This is a genomic window from Sphingobium sp. 22B (assembly GCF_001580035.1).
Lineage (GTDB): Bacteria > Pseudomonadota > Alphaproteobacteria > Sphingomonadales > Sphingomonadaceae > Sphingobium > Sphingobium fuliginis.
Window position 1 is genome coordinate 1 of the sequence record NZ_LTAB01000076.1, and the last position, 807, is coordinate 807.

The 807-nt window shown below is 43.1% G+C and carries 1 protein-coding gene; it reads right to left on the reverse strand.

Translation table 11 applies throughout. From position 1 onward, the window contains the following. Nucleotides 1–807: hypothetical protein (locus tag A0J57_RS26445; RefSeq protein ID WP_161942160.1), on the reverse strand; the 807-nt coding region annotated here is incomplete at both ends.

Consider the following 807-nt stretch of genomic DNA (forward strand, 5'->3'; position numbering starts at 1 on the left):
CGTTGGATCAGACTGTTTAGGGTTTCTGCGATAAAGAGTTAGGGTGCCTGGACCACAGCCACCCATGCTCCCCGGCCATAGTTCTTGCTCTGTAGCAGCATCAAACTGTTTTCTCACCAAATCTGGAGTGAGCAAGCAAGCTGCACTATATACAAACAAACGGATCTGATGACCATCAGGTGTAATGGTCACGTACTTGATTGGCGAATTGCTGGAGAGCGGATAGAAGATGATTTCACCGTCCAATCTCTTCTCGGCAGTCTTTTCGTCAAGTCCTAGTACGGTCAAAGTATCTATTATTGTCGGGGCTGAAGTAGAACGCAAAAACGAACGAAGCATTGAGAGAATTTGTTCTGTTTTTTTCGGATCTGGCTCCAATGCTTTAATTTGATGTTGCTTTGCCGATTCAAGCAATACCCTAAGATAATTGTCGCCGACAGTGAACCGTTCAGCCTCGGCAACGGCTATTTTGAGATCGTTTTTTGCTTGTTCAATCTTGCCAGCACGTTGAAGTATCAATGAACGATGCCAGAACGTTTTCCAATTTTGATTTTTCCGTTCAATTCTGTCGATGTCTTCAATTGCGGAACTATCAAAACCTAGAAGTGACTTGATTTCAGCCCGCTCTTCAAGAAAGTCTGGAGAGTGTTTCAGCGTCTCATCATCTATCAAAGCCATTTGCTCTAAAGCAGTTAAGAGCTTGCCTTGCTGAGCATTTGCGCTGGCAATCTCAAATTGAAAAGTACCTTTATTAGCAGGCTCCTTTTTAATTTTGTCCTGTGCTTCTTTTATTACCTGTCTCTTATA